Origin of the sequence: Micromonospora sp. NPDC018662, assembly GCF_044391475.1 — a bacterium.
Classification (GTDB): domain Bacteria; phylum Actinomycetota; class Actinomycetes; order Mycobacteriales; family Micromonosporaceae; genus Micromonospora.
This window is the reverse complement of sequence record NZ_JBISAC010000017.1, coordinates 20644-40319: the sequence shown is the minus strand read 5'-3', so window position 1 is coordinate 40319 and position 19676 is coordinate 20644. Positions and strand designations below refer to the sequence as shown.

The window sequence follows — 19676 nt, the reverse complement described above, 5'->3', positions numbered from 1 at the left end:
GGACGGAACGATCGATGTGATCCATCCTGGTCAAGCGGGCCGCCCAGCAGATCGCCGACGAGAGCGAAATCCGGCCTCCCCCCTGCGGGGGAGGGAGCTCAGTCCAGATCCTCACCGGGGCTGATCAGGCCGGCCTCGTAGGAGAACACCACCGCCTGCACCCGGTCCCGCAGACCGAGCTTGGCCAGCACGTTGCTGACGTGGGTCTTGACGGTGTGGTCGCTCACCGTCAACCGGGCGGCGATCTCGGCGTTGGAGAGCCCGCGGGCGACCAGGCACAGGGTCTCCCGCTCCCGGCCGGTCAGCTCGTCCAGCCGGGCCGGCGGGCGGATCGCGCCCTGGGGCCGGCGCAGCAGGTCGGCGATCACCCGCCGGGTCACCGTCGGGGCGAGCAGCGCCTCCCCCTTGGCGATCACCCGGACCGCTTCGACCAGCTCGGCCCGGCGCATGGTCTTGAGCAGGAAGCCGTTCGCGCCGGCCCGTAACGCGTCGTGCACGTGCTCGTCGATGTCGAACGTGGTGAGGATGAGCACCCGGGCATCAGTGGTGGCGCAGATCCGGCGGGTGGCCTCGATGCCGTCGATCGGGCCCTCCATCCGGATGTCCATGACCACCACGTCCGGCTTCTTCTCGGCGACCACCCGCAGGGCCTCCAGGCCGTCCGCCGCCTCACCCACCACCGTCAGATCCGGCTCCGCGTCCAGGATCATGGCGAAGCCGCCGCGAACCAGATCCTGGTCGTCGACGACCACGATGCGCACCATGGGGCGCCACTCCTCGATCCGTAGCAACTCACTCGGCGGGCAGCACGGCGGTCACCGTGAAGCCGCCGCCGTCGGGACCCGCTCCGACAGACAGCTCACCGCCACAGGCGGTGACCCGCTCCCGCATGCCCATCATCCCGTATCCGCCACCGACGTCCACCGCGCCGATGCCGTCATCGGTCACCGTGACCCGAATCTCGCGCGGGCCGAACTCGATCAGCACGTCCACCATCGAAGCCCGGGCGTGCCGGATGGTGTTGGTCAGCGCCTCCTGCACCACCCGGAAGACCGTGGCGTCGACGTCGGCGGGCAGTGGCCGCTGCTGCCCGCGCCAGCGCAACGCCGCCTCCAGGCCGCCCGCACGCGCGTCGCCGAGCAGTTGCGGCACGTCACCCACCCCGAGCACCGGGGCCGGCGGTTCGTCGCCCTCCGCCGCGCGCAGCGCGGCCAACGACCGCCGGAGCTGGGCGATCGCGGACCGGCCGCTCTCGGCGATCACCTCGAAGGTCTTCTCGACCCGAGCCGGGTCGGTGCGGGCCACCACCGGCCCGGCCTCCGCCTGGACCACCATGATCGCGACCGTGTGCGCCACGATGTCGTGCACCTCGCGGGCGATCCGGTTGCGGTCGCGCGCGGCGGCGGTGGCTCGTTCCTCCTCCTGGCGGGCAGCCCGCTCCTCGAGCACGGCGATCCGGTCGCCGCGCCCTCGGGAGGCGATCCCCATGCTGTACGCCGCCACGTACGCCATCCCGACGTATCCGAAGGTCGCGGGTGCCTCGCCCGGGACCACCAGCGAGACGACCACCCCCACGGCCTGTACGCCGATCGCGATCTGCCGCCAGGGCGACGGGCTGAGCAACGCGAACGTGTACGTCGCGACGAGCGGCCCGAAGGGCAGCGGCGGGAGCTGGTGCGACAGCCCGAGGACGCTGATCGCCAGGCCCACGGTCACCGTGGTGAGCAGCGGGGCCCGCCGCCGCCAGACCAGCGGCAGCGACGCGCCGGCGGCCACCAGGACGTGCCAGACCTTCCCGTCCGGGGAGAACGCCACCGGCAGGGCGGTGCCGACGAACACGGCCAGCGCGATCAATCCGTCCAACCAGAGCGTGGCGTTGCGGGGTAGCCGCGCGGGCCGCGCCCGCGATCGGGCGGTGACCGGAAGCGACAGGGACATCGGCACGATCAGCTCCTCCACGCGCGGCGGTCCTCAGTATGCGGCTCCGGGACCGTCCGGACGGGACCCACGCGACTCGGCCACCACCGATGTCCTGTTTAGGACATCGAGGTGGAGACCGGGACGAGCGGATCGGTTGGATCGGGTTCAGTCGCAGAGAGAAGGAGGCACCACGTGGGCGCAGTCCGCGTCGCCATCGCCGGGGTCGGCAACTGTGCCGCGTCGCTGGTGCAAGGCGTTGAGTACTACCGGGACGCGAGAACGACCGACACCGTTCCCGGCCTCATGCACGTCGCCTTCGGCGACTACCACGTCGGCGACATCGAGTTCGTCGCGGCCTTCGACGTGGACGCGAAGAAGGTGGGCCGCGACCTGTCCGAGGCCATCGTCGCGAGTGGCAACAACACCATCAAGATCTGCGACGTCCCCCCGTCCGGGGTCGTCGTGCGGCGTGGACCGACGTTGGACGGTCTCGGCGAGTACTACCGGGAGATGATCGAGGAGTCCGACGAGCAGGCCGTCGACGTGGTGCGCACCCTGCGCGAGTCCGGGGCCGACGTCCTGGTGTCGTACCTGCCGGTGGGGTCGGAGGACGCCGACCGGTTCTATGCGCGGTGTGCGCTGGAGGCCGGGGTGGGGTTCGTCAACGCGCTGCCGGTGTTCATCGCCTCGGACCCGGTGTGGGCGGCCCGATTCACCGACGCCGGCGTGCCGATCATCGGCGACGACATCAAGTCACAGGTGGGCGCCACCATCACCCACCGGGTGCTGGCGAAGCTCTTCGAGGACCGCGGGGTCCGGCTGGAGCGCACCTACCAACTCAACTTCGGCGGCAACATGGACTTCATGAACATGCTGGAGCGTAAGCGCCTGGCGTCGAAGAAGCTGTCCAAGACCCGGGCCGTCACCTCGCAGGTGCCCCGCGAGATGGCCGCCAGCGACGTGCACATCGGCCCCAGCGACTACGTGCCGTTCCTGGAGGACCGCAAGTACGCGCTGGTGCGCCTGGAGGGGCGGGCGTTCGGCGACGTGCCCCTGCAACTGGAGTACAAGCTCGAGGTCTGGGACTCCCCCAACTCCGCCGGCGTGATCATCGACGCGGTCCGGGCGACCAAGATCGCCATGGACCGGGGGATCGGCGGACCGATCCTCTCCTCCTCCTCGTACTTCATGAAGTCGCCGCCCGAGCAGTACGACGACGCCACCGCGCGGGACGCCGTCGAGCGCTTCATCCGCGGCGAGGTCGAACGCTGACCGACAGACGACGGGGGAGCCGGATTCCGGCTCCCCCGTCGTCGTGCGTCACGGCCCCCGCCGAAGATCGCGGTGGAACTCGCGCTGGTGGCAGGGGGCGGGATCCGCCCCGGCCAGCGCCACGGCGCCGCGGAAGGCGCCGTGGTCGGGCAGGTCCCGGAGGAAATAGGCGCCGGGCAGCCGGCCGGACGGGTCGCGGACCACCGCCCCGCTCGACACGCCGGGGACCGGCAGCCGCAGCCCGAGCGCCAGCCGCGCACCGGCGGCCTTGACGCACGCCTCCTTGCGGGTCCACAACCGCAGGTACGCGGCGTAGGCCCCGGCGCCCGCGGCCGCCACCCGGGCGGCCTCCGCCTCGGTGAAGAAGCGGGCCGCCATCCGTCGCGGATCCAGCCCGGGCCGGGGACGGTCCAGGTCCACGCCGACCTCCCGGCCGGCGACCGCGATCAGCGCCCGCTCCCCGGCGTGCGCCAGGCTGAAATGCACCGACCCGCCCGGCAGGTACGGCCGCCCTCGCGGGGTGCGGCGCAGCGGCAACGCGGTGGGCGGCAGGTCCAGCCGGCCGGCGAGGATCCCGTTCAAGGCGGCGTGCGCCACGACGAAGCGGCGGCGCCCGTCCGGGTCGACGACGGCGGCGGCACGCCGCAGCTCGGCCGCGCTGAGCCAGCGGGCGGCGTCGACGTCCCGGTCCAGGTGGACGGCCCAGACGTCGACGCCGCCCGGCTCAGTCACGGCCGAGTTTGCCCTGCACGAGGCCCTGGAAGGTGTTGAGTCGCTGGATGTTGCCGGTGCCTTCCATGAACTCCACCCCTCGGGCGTCACGGATCAGCTTGTCCAACATCGGCTGCGTCAGTCGGGCGCCCGGGCCGAAGTACTCCAGCGCCTCCAGCGTCACCTCCTCGGCCAGCCGGGCCGCCCGGGCCTTGGCCGCCGACGCCAGGTGGCCGTCGGCGGGTCGGGCGTCCACGATCGAGGCGGCCTGCCAGATGAGCTGTCGCACGCCGTCGATCCGCCGGCCGGTCCGTTCCCAGCGCAGCCGGTCGGCCTTGGACAGCGAGCCGCGCTGCTCGGCGACGTAGTCGTGCGCGGACCGGGCGATGCCCAGGGCGATGGCCGCCACGCCCGGTCGGAGGCGGTTGAACATCTGCACGCCGCTCCACACCCCGCGCCGGGTGGGACTGAGGTGACGCCCGAGCACTCGATCGGCCGGGACCGGCACGCCGTCCAGGGTGATCGCGCTGAGCTGGGCGCCGCGCAGGCCGATCGTCGGGATCGGCTCGGCCTTGAAGCCGGGCGCGCCGGTCTCGACCAGCACCGCGGTGGCGCCGAGCGGGCCGGGCCGGTCCCGGGCGAAGACGACGCCGACCTGAGCCCGGGCGCCGTTGCCGATGTAGCGCTTGGCACCGCGCAGGAGCAGGCCCCCCTCGCCGTCCGGGTCCAGCGTCGTACCCATCGCCGCCGCGTCCGATCCGTGATCAGGTTCGGTCAGCGCGAAGAAGGTCCAGGTCGGCGCGGCCAGCAGCCGGCCGTAGAACCACTCCTTCTGTTCCTGGTCGGCGAGCAGATCGATGAGCACCCCGGACAACGAGGCACCGGGGGCCGCGAGCATCATGCCGGCGTCACCGGCGGCGATCTCCTCGGCGAACACCGCCCGTTCCATGGCGGTCATGCCGTCGAACCGGTACCCACCGATGAGGGTCCGCTCCGGCAGCCACGGCGCCGGGATGAGCATGGTGGACAGGTGCCGTACGGCCGGGTTGTCCAGGCACCGGTACACGGTGTCCGGGTCACGGTCCAGTTCCAGCGCCGTCGAGCGCAGGTCGCGCGCCCAGTCCCGGGCGTGCGCCCGGGCGGTGCCGAGCCGGTCGTCCAGTTCCATCACGGTGTCCACCCCTCTCCACCGACCCAGGCGTCGGCCAGCAACTCCGACGCGTCGACCACCGCGCCCGGCCCGTCCGCGACGAACCCGCTGGCCCCGAGCAGGCGCAGCAGCATCCGGTCGGCCATGGTGATCTGCCGATGCAGGGAGGCCAGGGAGTCGGCCGGCGGCGGCGTACCGGTCAGCCGGACCCGGACCTCGATCTGCTCGGTGACGACGTCCGCCAGCGCGCCCTTGACCAGCTGTTGCAGCAGCAGCGGGGTGTCGCCGGCGCGGCGGTCGCCGAGATGGGCGACCGTGAGATCGAGCAGTGCCTCGGACAGCCCGAGCCGGAGCCCGGCCAGCGCGGCCAACCAGTCCGGCCAGGGCGCCGACGCACCGGCCGGACCGGGGGCACCCCGGTAGCGGACCGCCGCCAGCGGGCCGTCCGGCGTCTCGACCGTGCCGAGCCGCTCGACGGCAGCCGGGTCCAGAACGGCGACCGTGTCCCCGGTCCAGACCCGGCCGGCGTCGCGCAGCGCCGGCTCGGGCAGCACGCAGCACCCGGTCGGGCCGCACGGCAGGGCCCGGTCCGCCAGCGTGTCGTGCATCGTGGTGAGCGTGGCGGTGAGCCCGTCGGTGCGGGCCCGGCGGCGGGCCAGGTCGGCGCTCACGACCGCGCCTCCGGATCCGAGCCGGCGAAGACCGCCACGCAGAGGGTGCCCGACACCGGGTCGTGGTCCGCCACCGCGATCGGCCCCGCGGTGTCCGCCCGACACCTGGCGAACTCGGCCCAGACACCGGCCGCCCCCAGATCGGGCGCCGACACCACCGGACGGTCGGTGGTCAGGCCCGGGCCGGCGATCAGGACGGCGTCCGCCGGCACCAGCTCGTCGAGCAGCGTCCCGGCCGCCTCGGCCGGGACGTCCGGGCGCTGGTGCACGGTGGCCCCGTCCGAGCCGGCCGGCTCGAGCAGCACGGCCACCCCGATGTCGTGTCCGGGTACCGGGAACCGGGACCCGACCACCTCGTACGACATCGTCGTCTGCTCGAGGATCAGCAGCAGCGCCCGGCAGCCCGGGAAGTCGCCGGAGTAGGTCCCGAGCAGCCGCAGGGCGGTGAACGCCGCCGCCGGCCCCTGATCGGACACCGCGAAGGCGAGGGGATCGCCGTGCACCAGCTCGTTGAGGTAGCAGGCGGTGACCCGGCGCGGGTCGCCGTCCGGGGTGGAGTGCGCGATGGCGATCAGATCCACCGGCACCGCGAGGTCGAGATCGCGTACCAGACGGTCCGCCATCTCGGTGAACGAGTTCCGGCTGGCGGCCGCGTGCCGATCCCGGTCGAACCGGCGACCGTACGACGCGGTCATGTCCGAGAGGTACTCCTCGAGCAGCGGATCGGGCCGGTACGGCTCCGGGACGGGGCCGAACCGGCGGGCGATCACCTGAGCCGGCCGGAGCCGGCCCGTACGGATCGGCGGGGCCGGGGCGATGGACAGGAACATCGGCGTCAGGCCAGGCCCTGCTCGAGGACGTAGTCGGCGAGGGTGCCGACCGACTCGAAGTGTTGCTGCTCCAGCGTGTCCGAGTCGATCACCACGTTCAGCCGGTCCTCGAGGTGCATGAGCAGCTCGAGCACGTTCGTGGAGTCGAGGCCCAGCTCGTCCATCAGCCGGGTCTGCTCGGTCACCTGGACCGAGTCGCGGTTCAGCACCGCGACGACGGCGTCGATCACGTGGTCGACGACCGCGGCGCGGTCGACGGTGGCTTCCGAAGCCATGGTCATGGCGGTCCTCCTGTGTGCCGGTCGAAAGGGGTTGTCAGTCGAGGAATTGCGGGCCGAGCAGGTCCTCGACGGTGTCGCGGCGGCGAACCAGGCGGGCTCGGCCGCCGTCCACCAGCACCTCGGCCGGGTGGCCGTGGCTGAGGAAGAGCACCGGTGAGGCGCTCGGGCCGTACGCGCCGGAGCGCAGCACGCCGACCAGGTCGCCCGGCCGCAGCTCGGGCAGTTCCACGTTGCGGCCGACGGTGTCGTTCGGCGTGCACAGCGGGCCGGTGACGTTCCACGGTCCCGTGTCCGCGTCCGTGTCGGACCGGTTGAGCAGCCGCATCGGGAAGTTGCGCTTGACGAAGGAGCCGATGCCGACGGCCGCCATGTGGTGGTTGGTGCCGCCGTCGGTGACCGCGAAACGCTCCTGCATCGAACTCTTCACGTACCGCACCCGGGTGACGTAGGTGCCGCACGGCGCGGCCAGGTAGCGGCCGAGCTCCAGCAGCAGCCGGGCCCCGGGATGCGCGGCGTGGAACGCCTCGACCACCGGGTTGAGCAGGCGGACGACCGCGGCCGGGTCGAGGTCCGGTTCACCGGGGAAGTAGGCCACCCCGAGGCCACCGCCCACGTCGACCGCCTCCAGGACGAAGTCCAACCGCTCGGCGAGCCGCTCGGCCAGGTCGATGATCCGGCGGGCGTTCTCGGCGATCACCTCGGGATCGAGGATGCGGGTGCCCAGGTAGGCGTGCACGCCCAGGACGCGTACCCCGGGATGGTTCTTGACCAGGTCGGCCTCGTCGAAGAGCTGCTGCTCGTCGATCCCGAACTGGCGTGGCTTGCCGCCCATGGTGAGGCCGGAGCCCTTGACCGCGAAGCTCGGGTTGACCCGCAGCATCACCGGGGCGATGACGCCCCGTTCCCGGGCCAACTCGTCGATGATCGCCAATTCCCCGAACGACTCGCAGACCAGCGCGAAGATGCCCTCGGACAGGCACGCCTCGAGTTCGGCGCGGCTCTTGCCGGGGCCCAGGAAGATGATGTCGCCCGGAGCCACCCCGGCGGCCAGCGCGGTGCGCAGCTCCACCATTGACGACACCTCCGCCCGGGCGCCCAGCGAACCGAGCAGGGCGCAGACGGCCACGTTCGGGTTGGCCTTGAGCGAGTAGAAGATCTCCATCGCCGGGTGCAGCCGCTCGCGCAGCCCCGAGTACTGCCCGCGCAGGCTGTCCCCGTCGTACACGTAGAGGGGCGTGCCGAACCGCTCGGCCAGCTCGGTCATCCCCACGCCCTGGATCGCCACTTCTCCGGTCACCGTCGTGTTCCTTCCGCCACGGCCGCCAGGCGGCCCGCAATCTCGGCGTCCATCGCCATCAACTCGTCGGCCGTCGGCGCGGTCAGGAAGCCGTACAGGCGGCCGTCGGCGGCCCGCGTGCCCTCCCGCACCAGGGCGTTCACCGTCGAGAAGTTCTGCACCACCATCCCGGCCCCGCCGGCGCCGGTCAGCAGCCACGGCCCGAGCGCGTCGCGGACCTCGCCGAAGCGGAGCGGCCGCGCCAGGTGCAGCGGGTACTGCCGGGCCAGCGCGGACCAGCCCGCCGGCACCAGGTGTTCCTGGAGACCGACCTGGTAGGTCGACATGTTGTGCCGTGCGTTGATCTCCACGACCGGGTAGACCCCGCCCTCCGGGTCGAGCATCGCGTCCACCCCGACCACGCCGTGGTAGCCGTCGCGGGCGAGCCGGGCACCGAGCACCGCGGCGCTGTGCGTCACGACCGCGAGCTGCCGCGCGCTCAGCCCCGCCGGCATCCGGTGGCCCTTGTGTACGCCGTTGGCGGTGACCGCCTCCTTGACGAAGTCGAAGTGCACCCCGCCGTCGCGGAACACGGTGAACTGATAGTTGAGGTCGGTGGTCTTGGCGACCCACTCCTCGACCAGCAGCGCCAACCGGTGATCACCGGAACGGTCGGCCCGGCGACGCAGCGTCCGGTGGACCTGGTCCAGGCGTGCCTCGTCGCGGGCCAGCAGCAGGCCCTTGCCGGACACCCCGTACGAGTCCTTGAGCACCACCGGCCGCCCGGCCGCGAGCAGCGCCCGCGCGTGTTCCACCGCCTCGTCCAGTTCCTCGACGGTCTCGCAGGTCCACCCCGCGGACTGGCGCAGCCCCAGCTCGGTGGCGATCCGCCGGCTGTAGATCTTGCCGTTGACGGCCTTGCAGACAGCCGCCGACGGCCCGGCCAGCGCCACCCCGGTACGCGCGGCGAGCGCCTCCTCGTCCCCGGAGACCCCGTGCGGGACGATGGCGGCCGCCCCGGCCAGGGCGGACAACCGGGCCAGCAGGGCGGGGCTGTCCAACGCGTCCTGCGTCACCGTGTGGTGCGGGTCCTGCCGGTCGGTGACCAGCACATGCGGCAGGGCCGTCCCGAGCGTCTCCAGGTGGGCCAGGTGCTCCGGGTCCGGCTGGTCCTTGAGCACCACGTAGTCGTCCGGGCCGGCCAGCAGCAGGGCGAACTCGTCCATCCGGTTCACCAGCGCGTCGCCCGCGGTCAGGGCGACGCGGGGCAGGCCCGGCTCGTCACCGCCCCACCGCTGCTCGACCTCGAAGTTCCCGAGGAACACCAGGGGGGTCCGGTCGGTGCCCAGCAGCGCCGTCCGCAGTCGTCTGACGAAAGGTTCCCGTGTCGTCGTCATGGCGTCCTATCAGTGCTCGAAGACCGTGGCGGCGAAGGTCGAGCCCAGCCCGACCGCGGCCATCAGGTAGCGGTCGCCGGGCCGTAACCGGCCCAGGTCACGGGCCGCCACGTAGTTGAGGAAGGAGTCGGCGCAGAAGCAGTGGCCGGTGACCGGCATGTTGTCCAGGAACAGGCGCTCCACCGGGATCCCGACCTTGCGCGCCACCCGCACCCAGGACACCCGGTTCACGTTGTGCGGCAGCACCAGGTCCAGGTCTCCGACGGTGATCCCGGCGCGCGCCACCGCCGCGAGGATCACCTCGGCGAGCGCGTCCGGATAGCGCTGCTGGAACTCCAGGGACATCTCCGGGGTCAGGGACAGCCCGGCGTTGAACTCGCCGTGCATGGCCGTGGCGTACGACAGCAGCCGGTCGCGCCGGCCGCTGCCGACCAGGACGGCGGCGCACCCCTCGCCCATCAGGGCGGTGCCCGGGATCATCCGGGCCGACGGGGTGAACGCCTTCTCACCGACGAAGACCAGTGCCAGCGCATCCGGATCGCCGTCCTCGGCGAGCAGCCGACCGGCCATCTCGACGGCGAGCAGGCCCGAGGCGCAGGCGTGCTGGGTGACCGCGAAGGCCCGAGCATGCCGCAGGCCGAGCGCCGTCACCACGTCGTGCAGCGGATCCTCCGGGTACGGCGCGATCGCCTGGAGGGTGCGGGCCTGCACCACGTACCGCACCTGGGACTCGCGGCCCCGCAGCTCGGACAGTTTCGCCGCGGCGTTGAGCATCAGGTCGGTGATCGTGCCGGTCGGTTCCCGCAGCACCTCGGCCAGTCCGTAGTACCTGTGGAACATCCGGACCTGCGTGTCGGTCAGTCCCAGTTCGCCGGCGAGCGAGTCGATCGGCACCCGTTCCGGCGGCAGGTAGGCGGAGACCGCTTCGAGGGCGGTCACGTCCCGGCGTCCAGCGGCAGGCCGGACAGGTACTCGGTGAGCGCGTCGATGCTCGGGTGGTCCCAGACGATTGTCGGTTCCAGGGGCACCCCGAGGTGGTCCTCGATCTCGCCGCAGAGCGCGAGCGCGTACACCGAGTCGAGGCCCAGGTCGGCCAGGGGCGCCGCGGTGTCGATGGTGGCCGGGTCCCGGTCGGTGAAATCGGCGACCCGGTCCTGCAGCCATGGACGGAGCTGTCCGGCGGCCCGGTGGTTCGGCAAGATGGTCAATTCCGGCTCCTTGGAAGGTCGGGCAGCGCGCTGTCGGACAGGTCGAAGGCCCGGCCGGCGGCATACCGGTCGGCGAGCTCCGCGTAGATCGGGCCGGCCAGCACGGCCGGCAGGGACCGGGCCGTGCCGTCCAGCTCGTCGGCCAGCCGCAGCAGGGCCGCCGTCACCCAGGCCGGGTCGGCCAGGAAGGTTCCGGGGCGGCGCTGCTCGGCCAACCAGAGGTTCAGGCAGGTGGCGGCGGTCAGGACGGTGGTGTAGCGGGCGGTCAGGTCGAGCGCCGCCGGGTCGCCGCCGATCGCCAGGTCCACCGGACGCAGGCCGAGCGCCGCCGAATGCAGCCGGGCCAGCTCGCCGGTGAACCGCCGGACCAGCCCGTGCAGCCGGTCGTCGCCGGCCGGCATCGCCTCGGCGGCGGCGAGCAGCTGCGCCGTGAGCGGGTCGGCCGTCGAGGCGATCCGGAGCCGGTCGAACGGCAGTGCCGGGAGATCGGCGCCCAGGTCGTACAGCGCGGGCGGTGGCTCCTGGCCGGCCGTCCAGGAGCGCCGGGCCAGCCGGGGCAGCTGCGGGAGCACGGTGGCCAGGCAGGCGACCCGGGCGGCGTGCCCGAATCCGGCCGGAGCCAGGTCGCGCTGCAACTTCTGGAAGATGCCGTACTCGCCGGCGCGGAGGTAGCTCTGCGCGCCGAGCAGCTCACCGAGCCGGGCCATGGCGCGGATGGACCGACCGGACACGACGTACTTGACGGCCGAGGCGTAGGCGTTGGTGTCCTCGGGCAGCAGGTGCACGGCGCGGGCGACGGTGGTGGCCAGGCAGTCGGCGATCAGCAGGTCCACGAACGCCTCGGCCAGGGCGGCGCGGACCACCGGCATCGTGCCCACCGGCCGGCCGCGCAGCCACCGGTCCTCGCCGAACCGCAGCACCGCACGCAGGCCGGTGTCCAGCACGCCCAGCGTCATCGCCGGCAGCCCGGTCCGGGTCAGCTGGAACGACCGCAGCGCGACCTCCATGGCCGAGCCGAGCGGCCCGAGCGCCACGCTCGCGTCGACCGGGCACCGGTCCAGTTCGATCCCGCCGAGCTGCACCCCGCGCATCCCGCTGCTGGGGAACCGGGGCAGATATCGCAGCTCGCCCGGGGGCAGCGCGTCCTTCTCCACGAACAGCTGGGTGTGGCTGCGGCCACCGGTCGCGTCCGAGGTACGGCTGAAGATCACCATCGCGCTGCACCGCTGCGCGTTGGTGACCACCTCCTTGCGACCGGTGAGCAGCAGCTCGCCCGGCCGGCCCGGGTCGGCCCGGAAGTCCACCCGGGCGAAGTCGTTGCCGTGCGCCAGCTCGTGGTAGACGGACGCCACCCGCCGGCCGGAGAGCAGCAGCTCGGCCAGCCGCCGCTGCTGGGTCTCGTCGCCGCCGGCCCACACGTTGACCGAGGCGATGAACGAGCTGGCACCGTAACCGAGGCCCAGGCAGGGGTCCCGCCGGAACACCGCGCGCATCGTCCGGATCAGCCGGTCCAGGCCGGTCATCCGGCCGCCCCGGGCGACCGGCACGAACTCGGCGTTGAGCCCGAAGTCGTCGAGCATCCGCTCGCCGTCGGCGAACATCTCCTGCCGTTCGTCGGCCGCCAGCACGGCCCGGTTCCCGAGCGGGTTCGCCGGGTCCCACGGGTCACCGAAGCGGCTCTCCAGATCCCGCACGGTGGTCATCACGCCTCCTCAGCGCCGTCGAGGTCGAGCACGGAGGGGCGACGGCCCGGGACGAGGGCCGCGTACACCCGGTCGTAGCTCTCGGGACGGTCCGGCGCGGCGCCGAGCCGGTGCAGCACCCAGGTCAGCGCCGCGTCGAGCCACAGTCCGTCCGCCCACAGCGGGTCGGCGCCGGCGTGCTCGTGGTTGTGCAGCCACAGGTGCACCGCGCTCGCGCCGGCCACGCACAGCTCGTACCGGTGGGCCAGGTCGTAGGCGGCGGGTTCCACGTCGTGCGGCCGCGGGCGGTACCCGGCGAGTTCGGTGTGCAGCAGCTCGGTCGCGGCCAGGAGCGCCTCGGCCCGGGACGCGGGGCCACCGGCCGCGCGGACGGCCGCCACCGCCGCGGCCAGCCCGCGCAACGGCAGGCATCCGCGACCGGCGGCCAGCGAGATCCGGTCCGGGTCCAGCTCGGGCACCGGTGTCCGCAGGTCGGCCAGCGACCGCAGCCGGGCCACGTCCACCGGGTCACCGGACCAGCCCCGGGCCAGGTGCGGGAACTGGTTGATCAGCGCGTTGCGGTTCACCGGGGTGCTGCCGTCGAAGATCCCGACGATGCGATGGTCCCGCTCCACCTTCTGGAAGCGTCCGTAGTCCGGGATCCCGGTCAGGAAAGCGCGGGCGCCGAGCTGCTCGCCGCATCCCGCGATCAGCTGATCGGTGAGTTCCGGCACGAAGGCCTTGAGCACCGGGGCGAGCACGCCCAGTTCCTCGGTCTCCGCCGTCACCGCCCGGGTCGCCAGGGCGGTCACCGCCTCGGCCAGGAACAGCATGGTGTGCAGCCGGCCCACCCCGCGCCGCAGGTACGGCACGTCGGCCAGCCGCCGGCCGTAGAGCCGGCGTTCGGTCAGGTATCGCCGGACCAGCGCCAGCGCGTGGTCGGCCGCGCCGAGCGACAGCGCGGCACACGTGGTACGCGTCAACTGGAGGGCGCGCAGCACCGCCTCCAGGCCGGTGCCAGGCGCACCGACCAGGGCCGTCGCCGGCACCCACGCGTCGTCGAGGACGATCCCGCTGATGTCGGCGCCCCGGATGCCGTGGGTCGGCTCCCTGGGCAGGCACCGGTACGCGTGCGCGGGAAGCTCCCGCTTGTCGGCGAGCAGCACCGTGAACCCGCGTGCCCCGCCGTCCGGTTCGGTCCGCGCCAGGAGGCACACCACACCGGCCCGGGTGGCGTTGTTGATCAGCCATTTCGTCCCGGTCACCCGGTAGCCGTCGTCGTGCCGGACCGCCGTGACCTCGCCGCCGAGCAGGTCACTGCCGTGGCCCGGCTCGGTGAGCGCCCAGCAGACGGGCACCCCGGCCAGGATCGTGCCGGCGAGCGTGCGGGCCTGCGCCCGGTCCGCCTCGTCCCGCGGCGACCGGGCCCAGACCGAGGCCGCGCCGAGGAACGTCTTGCCGTGCCCGATGGCAGTGGTGAGATCCCGTCGCGCGATCACCCGCAGCACCTGGACCAGGGTGTCGAAGCCGCGCAGCTCGCCGCCGTACGCCGCCGGCACGTAGTGCGCCGGCAGGCCGAGCCGGTCCAGGTGCGCGCAGATCTCCGCCGGGAACGCCTCGATCTCGTCCGCGGCGGCGACCCGGGCGTGGTTGAAGACGACGTCGGCGTCGTCCGGGTCACCGAGGCGCTCGTCGAGCTGCCGGGCCACGGTCGCGGCCAGGGGCAGGGTCGGCGCGGCCATCTCAGGCCCGCACCCGGTCGTCGACCCGGCGTGCGGCCCGCACGCCGTCGGTGAGCTGCTCGTGCTCGACGCCGAGGGCGCCGGTCAGGAAGAGCATCCGGGCCAGGCCACGCTGGATCTTGCCACTGGTGGTGCGGGGCACCGCGCCGGGACGGACCAGCACCACGCTGACCGCGCCGGTCCCGAACTCCCGCGACAGCATGCGGCGGATCGCGGTGACCACTGCGGCGCGGGCCGCCGGGTCGAGGGACCGGGCCCGGCACTCCTGCACCACGACGAGTTCCTCGTGCGGCACCTCGACGGTGAAGGCGGCGCCGACGCCCCGGGACAGGCTCTCGTCCACGGCGCGCACCGCCACCTCGACGTCGTGCGGATACAGGTTGCGGCCGTTGACGATCAGCAGTTCCTTGATCCGGCCGGTCACGTAGAGCTGGCCGTCGCGCAGCAGGCCCAGGTCCCCGGTACGCAGGAAGCCGCCCTCGCCGTCGGCCAGCGCGTTGTCGAACACCTCCCGGGTGGCCGTCGGGTTGGCCCAGTAGCCCCGGGCCACGCTGGTGCCGCGCAGCCAGATCTCGCCGATCCGGTCCGGCGGCTGCGGCATCCGGGTGGCGGGATCGACGATCCTGATGTCGAACTCCGGGGTGGACTCGCCGCTGCTGACCAGGTCGCGCACCGGCTCCGGGTGGCCGGCGTCGACAGGTGTCACGATGTGCCGTTCCAGCTGTTCGGCGTCGACGGTGAGCACCACCGGCGGGCGACCGATGGTGGCGCCGCTGACGCTGAGCGTGATCTCGGCCAGGCCGTACCCGGGGCAGATGGCCTCCGGTCGCAGCCCGGCGGCGGCGAAGCGACGGCCGAACGCGGCCAGGGTGGTCGCCTGCACCGGTTCCGAGCCGTTGACCGCGCGCTTCCACCGGGACAGGTCGAGGCCGGCGATCTGCTCGTCGGTGATGCGGCGGGTGCACAGGTCGTACGCGAAGTTCGGGGCCGGGGAGATCTCGACGTCGTGCCGGTCGATCAGCCGGAGCCAGGTGGCGGGGCGTTTGAGGAACGTCGTCGCCGACATCCCGACGCTGCAACCACCCTGCGAGAGGGGGGCCAGCATCTGTCCGATCAGGCCGAAGTCGTGGTACATGGGCAGCCAGCCGCCGACCCGTACGCCCTCGCCGCCGCCCAGGATCTCGTTGAACGCCCGCAGGTTGGGCATCAGGTTCGCGTGGTCCACCACGACGCCCTTGGGGTCGCTGGTGGAGCCGGAGGTGTACTGCAGGAAGGCGATGGTGGACCCGTCGATGGCCGGCCGCCGCCACGTCGTCGTCCGCTCCAGGGGGATGTCGTCGAACGCCAGGCACGGCAGGTCGGACAGCCCGCACTCGGCCGCCCACTCGCGGACCGCGTCGAGGGCCGCGGCGTCGGTGACCACCGCGGCCACCTGGGCGTTGTGGGCGATGCCGGCCAGCCGGTCGCGTTGCCGACGGTATCCGTCGGGCAGCGGGGCCGGGACCGGGATCGCGCCGGCGTGCTGGACGCCGAGGAAGTTCTCGGCGAAGGCGGTGCCGGGCTCGTTCAGCACGAGCACCCGGTCACCGGGGCGGACGGTGCCGGCGAGCAGCGTGGCGATCTGCCGGGCCCGGGCGGCCAGGTCGGCCCACGACACCGTGCGCACCGCGGCGTCCCCCGGTCCGGGGTCGGCATCGAAGATCAACGCCGGACGACTCGGGTGGGCGACGGCACGCTCCTGCAGCAGGTCGACGAAGGTTTCGTGGTCGGGCATCAGGCGCTCCCCCGCGGGTCGGTGACGTGCCGGACCAGCGTCGCGCCGGAGCCGGCAGATGCAGAAGGCTCGATCGAGCGGGCGGTTGGGGTAGCCGAACAGGTATGCCAGGCGGTCACGACGTCTCCCGCCAGCCGCCGAGCCAGCCCTGTGACACCCCGGCCAGGCCGACGGCGACCAGAGCCACCCGCTGTTCGGCGGTCAGGCCGGTGGCGTCCGGCTCCGCCAGGCCGGAGGTGATCCAACTGGTCATCGCGGCCTGGGCGAGCCCGGCCCCGACGGCCGCCGGGGGCCAGACCCCGTCCGCCTCCCCACGGCGCACCGTCACCGCGTCCGCGCCGAGCAGGTAGCCGGCCGCCCACACCTCCAGGGCGAGCCGCCAGTGCAGGCCCGACGGCAGGCCGGTGACCCCGAGCAGGCGGTCGAACCCGTCCACCACCTGGTTCACGGTCACCCCGACCAGGCCGCAGTGATCAGCCCAGTACCAGCCGAAACCATGCTCGACCGGCTCCCCGGTGCCCGGTCGCAGCGGTCGCAGCAGGCACCGGCTGCGGTGCAGTTGCACGGTGTAGGGCAGCTTCTCGTCGGAGCGGCACCGCCGCGCCATGGCCTCCTCGGCGCCCGCGCTGAACCGCCAGTACGCCGGCGACAGCGCCGGGGCCGGCAGGAACACGGTGGCGTGGAACCGGCCCGGATGCCCGACGATCGTCGGATCGAACCGGTGGTCGACCAGGTGCGGCACGGTCCCGACGACCGGGATGCCGGCCTCCCGGCAGAACATCACCACCATCTCGTCGTCGTCCCTGACGTCGTCCGGGATGCCGGCCAGGTAGTCGGCCAACTCCCGGGCCAGCCGGACCGGCAGCACGAACCCCTGGGTGGGGGTCCACTCGAACAGTGACAGCGGCGCGAACGGCCAGCCGGCGATCACCGCGCGGCGGACCAGGTAGGAGTTCTGCGGGCTGTCCCAGTGCGAGTAGAGCGAGATGCCGTGTTCCGGACGGGCCGAGATGGCCCGGTGCACCTGGGTGGCGAAGCCCCGGATCAGTCGGATGTCGTCCTGGAGCACCAGGTGGTGGGTGGCGCCCTCGGCGACCGAGCGCCAGGCCACCTTGGCGGTACGCAACGGGCTGGGCACCCCGTCCGGCTCCGGATCGGTCACCACCCGGGCGGCCAGCGGGGCGCAGTCGCGCACCAGCGGTGGGATGCGCTCCCGCCGGCGCGGGTGGTGCATGATCGCCACGCTGAGCCGGATCTCGGTGGCCGTCACCGCACTTCCGCGGCCGGGCGACCGGCCGGGGCGACCGGCTCCCCGCCGAGGGTCGCCGACCGGTAGGCCGCCTCGATCAGCGCCGTCGTGGTGACGACCTCCCGCATCGGTCGGTCCCATCCGGTGCCCGTGGCGACCAGCGCGGCGAAGTCGGCGAACATGCCGCCGAACCACTCCTGGTGGGTCTGGTCGCGGTTCGGCGGGGCCAGGTCGGTGCGCTCCACCCCGTCCGCCGTGCGTACCTCGGCCACCCCGTCGTGCACGTCGGCCGTGCCGTCCGGGCCGCTGACCAGATAGCGGTTCGACCGGGTGTCACTGACCCAGCTCAGGTCGATCTCGCAGGTCCCGCCGTCGCCGAACTCCAGGTCCAGCCGGGCGGCCACGTCCATCCCGCCGGCGGCGTCGCCGTCCGCCCACTGCGCGACGCAGGAGACCGTCCGCGGCGCCTCGCCGAAGACCTGGGTGGCCATGTACGCGCAGTGCGTCCCGTGGTCGAGCATGATCCCGCCCCGGGCCACCGAGATGTCCCGCCGCCAGTCCGGTTGCCATCCGGGCACCCCGCGGGCATGCGAGTCACGGGCGATCCGGAACCGGGCCCGCAGCGGACCACCGAGCCGCCCGCCGGCGACGGCGCCGGTGAGCACCCGCATCATCGGCGAGAACCCGTAGTTGTGCGCGGGGTAGAGCAGCCGGCCCCGGTCCCGGGCCAGGCTGATCAGGTCGAGCGCCTCGTCGGTGCGCACCGCTACCGGCTTCTCGCAGATCACGTGCAGACCGGCGGCGAGCGCTTCGCGTTCCAGCTCGACGTGGTGGTTCGGTGGGGTGCAGATGTCGACCGCGTCCACCGGCTGGGCGGCGAGCAGCTCGGCCAGCGTCGGATAGGTCGCCAGGCCGGGGTCGAGCCGTCGGGCCCGGGCCCGCCGCTCCGGCGACGGGTCGAGCACCGCGACGACCCGGCCGGCGGTGACCGTACGATAGGCGTGCAGTCGCCCTTCCCCCGCGGTGCCGAACCCGATGACGGCGATCCTCATGCCGGTCCCTCCTCGAGGTGCTGGGGTGCCGCGCCGTCGATCAACACGCGGCGAATGATCTCGACGGCCTGCTCGGCCAGCTCCGCGTCCACGTTCAGCGGTGGGTAGAGGCGCAGCGTGGTGCCCCCGGTCATCACCAGCACCCCGGCGTCGAGCAGCGCCAGGAACGTCTCCCGGAAGGTGCCCTTGTCCAGCGGCCGGCGGGACCGCTTGTCGGCGACCAGTTCGATGCCGATCGCGAACCCGGCGCCCCGGACGTCGCCGACGAGCGGAGACTCGTCGACCAGCGGCTCGAGCGCGGCCAGCATCTCGGCGCCGAGCTTGCCGACCCGGCTGGGCAGGTCCTCGTCGACCAGGACGTCGGTGGTGGTGGCGACCGCCCGGCAGGCCAGCGGGAACGCGCCGAAGCTGGACGAGCTCGCGCTCGGGTCGGAGAACGGGCTGGCGGCCATCAGCTCCGCGGTGGAGATCACCCCGGTGACCGGGTATCCGGCGCCCATCCCCTTGCCGACCGTGACGATGTCCGGCACCACCTCGTCCCGCAGGAAGGCGAACGACTCACCGGTACGACCGAAACCGGTCATCATCTCGTCGACGATCAGCAGCGCGTCGAACTCGTCGGCGACCGAGGCCAACGCGTTCAGGTAGCCCGGTGGCGGCACCACGTTGCCCGATCGGCCCTGCACCGGCTCGACGACGAGGGCCGCCAGCGAACCGGTGGAGTTCTCCTTGATGGTGTCCCGCACGGTTTCCACGCAGGCAAAGCCACAGCTCGGGAACGTCATCTTGAGCGGGCAGTGGTAGCAGTTGGCGTACGGTGCGCTGAAGTAGCCCGAGGGCAGCGGTCCGAGACCGGCCCGCGCGCCGGCGGTGAGCGCCAGGCTGCCCAGCGTCTTGCCGTGGAAGCCACCCCAGAACGACAGGAACTCGTGCTTGCCGGTCACCGACTTGGCCAGCCGCAGCGCCGCCTCCACCGCCTCGGTGCCGCCGCTGTAGAGCTGGATCCGGTTCAGCGGCGGCGGCAGGAACTCCCGCAGCGACTCGGCCATCGCCCGCCGGCCGGCCGACCCGAACGCCCCGGCCGGCGCGGTGGCCATCTCGGCGGTGAGGGCGGCGATCAGGCGTGGGTTGGCGTGGCCGATCGAGTTGACCCCGCCGGCCCCCTGGAAGTCGATGATCTCGTTGCCGTCCGTGTCGACCAGGACCGCACCGGCGGCGGACTCGACGCACAACTGCGCCCAGAGCATGACGGCCTGCAGGCCGGGTCCGATCACTTCCTGCTCAGCGGCCCAGTGCTGAGCACCACGTGGCCGCTCGGGCGTACGCCCGAACCGTCGGTCGTCGCCTGAACTTGCTGCCATCGCTCCGCCTCTCGGGTGCGGCCGATCCACCGGTCACGCCGACCGCGGGCCGCTTCCGCCCATGCTCGGGATCCGGCGGCGAGCTCGGGAGCCTCGATCG

General features: G+C 73.1%; 18 protein-coding genes. 1 reads left to right on the top strand and 17 read right to left on the bottom strand.

Annotated features, from left to right (window positions below):
- Nucleotides 1-98 precede the first annotated feature (98 nt).
- Entirely contained in the window at nt 99-764 is a 666-nt protein-coding gene (locus ACH495_RS30385; RefSeq protein ID WP_396861145.1) for a response regulator, read from the bottom strand.
- Nucleotides 765-792: 28 nt separating this feature from the next.
- Nucleotides 793-1959 (bottom strand): sensor histidine kinase, encoded by a 1167-nt coding sequence (locus ACH495_RS30380; protein WP_396861144.1) that lies wholly within the window; start codon nt 1957-1959, stop codon nt 793-795.
- Nucleotides 1960-2112: 153 nt separating this feature from the next.
- Between ACH495_RS30380 and ACH495_RS30375 the strand changes: the two genes are divergently transcribed.
- Nucleotides 2113-3192 (top strand): inositol-3-phosphate synthase, encoded by a 1080-nt coding sequence (locus ACH495_RS30375; protein WP_396861143.1) that lies wholly within the window; start codon nt 2113-2115, stop codon nt 3190-3192.
- Between the two features lie 48 nt (nt 3193-3240).
- On the opposite strand, the gene ACH495_RS30370 is transcribed toward ACH495_RS30375, so the two are convergent.
- From ACH495_RS30370 to ACH495_RS30300, 15 genes are all read right to left on the bottom strand, one after another.
- Nucleotides 3241-3924 carry a 4'-phosphopantetheinyl transferase family protein gene (locus ACH495_RS30370; RefSeq protein WP_396861142.1) on the bottom strand — a complete coding sequence of 228 codons (684 nt, stop codon included), beginning with the start codon at nt 3922-3924 and terminating at the stop codon, nt 3241-3243.
- The gene (locus ACH495_RS30365) at nt 3917-5083 is read right to left on the bottom strand and encodes an acyl-CoA dehydrogenase family protein (protein ID WP_396861141.1); all 1167 of its coding nucleotides are present in this window, start codon (nt 5081-5083) and stop codon (nt 3917-3919) included. The genes ACH495_RS30370 and ACH495_RS30365 overlap by 8 nt, the downstream gene beginning before the upstream one ends.
- Nucleotides 5071-5724: a hypothetical protein gene (locus tag ACH495_RS30360; RefSeq protein ID WP_396861140.1), complete on the bottom strand. Its 654-nt coding sequence runs from the start codon at nt 5722-5724 to the stop codon at nt 5071-5073. The genes ACH495_RS30365 and ACH495_RS30360 overlap by 13 nt, the downstream gene beginning before the upstream one ends.
- On the bottom strand, nt 5721-6554 hold the full coding sequence (locus ACH495_RS30355; protein ID WP_396861139.1) for a hypothetical protein: 834 nt from the start codon (nt 6552-6554) through the stop codon (nt 5721-5723). The genes ACH495_RS30360 and ACH495_RS30355 overlap by 4 nt, the downstream gene beginning before the upstream one ends.
- A gap of 5 nt (nt 6555-6559) precedes the next feature.
- Nucleotides 6560-6835, bottom strand: coding sequence for an acyl carrier protein (locus ACH495_RS30350; RefSeq protein WP_396861138.1), 276 nt, complete (start codon nt 6833-6835; stop codon nt 6560-6562).
- 34 nt (nt 6836-6869) lie between these two features.
- Nucleotides 6870-8132, bottom strand: a complete 1263-nt coding sequence (gene lysA, locus ACH495_RS30345) for a diaminopimelate decarboxylase (RefSeq protein ID WP_396861137.1) — start codon at nt 8130-8132, stop codon at nt 6870-6872.
- The gene (locus tag ACH495_RS30340) at nt 8129-9508 is read right to left on the bottom strand and encodes an ATP-grasp domain-containing protein (RefSeq protein ID WP_396861136.1); all 1380 of its coding nucleotides are present in this window, start codon (nt 9506-9508) and stop codon (nt 8129-8131) included. Before ACH495_RS30340 ends, lysA begins: the two co-directional genes overlap by 4 nt.
- Nucleotides 9509-9517: 9 nt before the next feature.
- Nucleotides 9518-10447, bottom strand: coding sequence for a ketoacyl-ACP synthase III family protein (locus tag ACH495_RS30335; RefSeq protein WP_396861135.1), 930 nt, complete (start codon nt 10445-10447; stop codon nt 9518-9520).
- Complete coding sequence (locus ACH495_RS30330; protein ID WP_396861134.1) at nt 10444-10716, bottom strand: acyl carrier protein; 273 nt, start codon at nt 10714-10716, stop codon at nt 10444-10446. Before ACH495_RS30330 ends, ACH495_RS30335 begins: the two co-directional genes overlap by 4 nt.
- Nucleotides 10713-12419, bottom strand: a complete 1707-nt coding sequence (locus ACH495_RS30325; RefSeq protein WP_396861133.1) for an acyl-CoA dehydrogenase family protein — start codon at nt 12417-12419, stop codon at nt 10713-10715. Before ACH495_RS30325 ends, ACH495_RS30330 begins: the two co-directional genes overlap by 4 nt.
- Nucleotides 12419-14140 (bottom strand): acyl-CoA dehydrogenase family protein, encoded by a 1722-nt coding sequence (locus ACH495_RS30320; protein WP_396861132.1) that lies wholly within the window; start codon nt 14138-14140, stop codon nt 12419-12421. Before ACH495_RS30320 ends, ACH495_RS30325 begins: the two co-directional genes overlap by 1 nt.
- 1 nt (nt 14141) lies before the next feature.
- Nucleotides 14142-15914 carry a fatty acyl-AMP ligase gene (locus ACH495_RS30315; protein ID WP_396861131.1) on the bottom strand — a complete coding sequence of 591 codons (1773 nt, stop codon included), beginning with the start codon at nt 15912-15914 and terminating at the stop codon, nt 14142-14144.
- Between the two features lie 115 nt (nt 15915-16029).
- A complete protein-coding gene (locus ACH495_RS30310) occupies nt 16030-17184 on the bottom strand; it encodes a hypothetical protein (protein WP_396861130.1) in 1155 nt (384 codons plus the stop codon).
- A complete protein-coding gene (locus ACH495_RS30305; protein ID WP_396861129.1) occupies nt 17181-18215 on the bottom strand; it encodes a Gfo/Idh/MocA family protein in 1035 nt (344 codons plus the stop codon). The genes ACH495_RS30310 and ACH495_RS30305 overlap by 4 nt, the downstream gene beginning before the upstream one ends.
- Nucleotides 18212-19489 carry an aspartate aminotransferase family protein gene (locus tag ACH495_RS30300; protein WP_396861128.1) on the bottom strand — a complete coding sequence of 426 codons (1278 nt, stop codon included), beginning with the start codon at nt 19487-19489 and terminating at the stop codon, nt 18212-18214. Before ACH495_RS30300 ends, ACH495_RS30305 begins: the two co-directional genes overlap by 4 nt.
- Nucleotides 19490-19676 lie beyond the last annotated feature (187 nt).

Excerpts from the sequence above, each read along its gene's own strand:
- ACH495_RS30385 (WP_396861145.1), bottom strand. The coding sequence starts at position 764 with ATGGTGCGCATCGTGGTCGTCGACGACCAGGATCTGGTTCGCGGCGGC.
- ACH495_RS30350 (WP_396861138.1), bottom strand. The coding sequence starts at position 6,835 with ATGACCATGGCTTCGGAAGCCACCGTCGACCGCGCCGCGGTCGTCGAC.
- ACH495_RS30315 (WP_396861131.1), bottom strand. The coding sequence starts at position 15,914 with ATGCCCGACCACGAAACCTTCGTCGACCTGCTGCAGGAGCGTGCCGTC.
- ACH495_RS30320 (WP_396861132.1), bottom strand. The coding sequence starts at position 14,140 with ATGGCCGCGCCGACCCTGCCCCTGGCCGCGACCGTGGCCCGGCAGCTC.
- ACH495_RS30305 (WP_396861129.1), bottom strand. The coding sequence starts at position 18,215 with ATGAGGATCGCCGTCATCGGGTTCGGCACCGCGGGGGAAGGGCGACTG.
- ACH495_RS30355 (WP_396861139.1), bottom strand. The coding sequence starts at position 6,554 with ATGTTCCTGTCCATCGCCCCGGCCCCGCCGATCCGTACGGGCCGGCTC.
- ACH495_RS30325 (WP_396861133.1), bottom strand. The coding sequence starts at position 12,419 with ATGACCACCGTGCGGGATCTGGAGAGCCGCTTCGGTGACCCGTGGGAC.
- ACH495_RS30340 (WP_396861136.1), bottom strand. The coding sequence starts at position 9,508 with ATGACGACGACACGGGAACCTTTCGTCAGACGACTGCGGACGGCGCTG.